The 1,136-nt window shown below is 63.6% G+C and carries 1 protein-coding gene; it reads right to left on the bottom strand.

Translation table 11 applies throughout. From position 1 onward, the window contains the following. Nucleotides 1-30: 30 nt before the first annotated feature. Nucleotides 31-1,136: endopeptidase La (locus GY769_13705; GenBank protein MCP4202973.1), on the bottom strand; the 1,106-nt coding region annotated here is incomplete at its 5' end.

Genomic DNA, 1,136 nt, shown 5'->3' with positions numbered 1-1,136 from the left:
GGTGGCGGTTGCCGGCCTGTTTGTGGTGCCTCAGTGGGCCATGGGCCCCGATTCTACACCCGCCTCCGACGAGACCTGTTTGAACTTCTCTTGAGATTCCGGCAGTGAGCTGAGCTCGCCGTCGAGCGCGACGGTCAGCACCTCGTCCATCGAATCGACCAGGTGAACTGTCAAGACCTCGCGAATCTCCTCCGGAATATCCTCAAGATCCTTCTCGTTTTCGCTCGGCATCACGATCTCTGTAATGTCTGCACGGAAGGCTGCCAGGATCTTATCCTTGATTCCACCGACTGGCAAGACATTGCCGCGCAGCGTGATCTCACCGGTCATCGCCACGTCTTTGCGCACCGCGATGTCGGTCAAGGCCGAGACCCGCGCCGCCGCCATGGTGATGCCCGCTGACGGCCCGTCCTTCGGAATCGCGCCTTCAGGCACGTGGATGTGCACGTCGAGCTTCTCGTTGAAGCCGGGGTCGATCCCCAGGATCTCGGCGCGGCCGCGCACGTACGACACCGCCGCGCGCGCCGATTCCTGCATCACGTCGCCCAGCTTGCCGGTCAGGGTCAGCTTGCCCTTGCCCTTCATCAGGCCGATCTGGGTCTCGAGAATCTCGCCGCCCACCTGGGTCCACGCCAGCCCGGTCGAAACGCCGACCATCGACTCTTCCTGCTTCCGCCGGTGCCGGAACTTCGGCTTGCCGAGAAGCTCGCGGATGAAATCCGCCCCGTCGACGGTGATCTCGATCTTCTTGCCCTCGTCCACGACCCGCCGGGCGAGCTTGCGGCACACCGAGGCGATCTCGCGCTCGAGGTTACGCACCCCCGCCTCGCGGGTATAGCTGTCGATCAGCGCCCGGACCGCGTCGTCCTCGAAGGACACGGAGTACTTCTTGAGGCCGTGCCTCTTGATCTGCCGCGGCACCAGGAACTGCTGGCCGATGGCGAGCTTCTCATTCGGCGTGTAGCCGGTCAGCTCGATGACCTCCATCCGATCGCGCAGCGCCGGCTCGATCTCGTACATGTAGTTGGCGGTCGTGATGAAGAGCACCTTCGACAGATCGAACGGCACGCCCAGGTAGTGGTCGAAGAAGGTGCTGTTCTGCGCGGGGTCGAGGACTTCGAGAAGGGCGGACATCG

It is taken from the genome of bacterium (assembly GCA_024224155.1).
Taxonomy (GTDB): domain Bacteria; phylum Acidobacteriota; class Thermoanaerobaculia; order Multivoradales; family JAHEKO01; genus CALZIK01.
The sequence above is the reverse complement of the archived record's forward strand: the minus strand, read 5'-3'. Positions and strand labels throughout refer to the sequence as shown.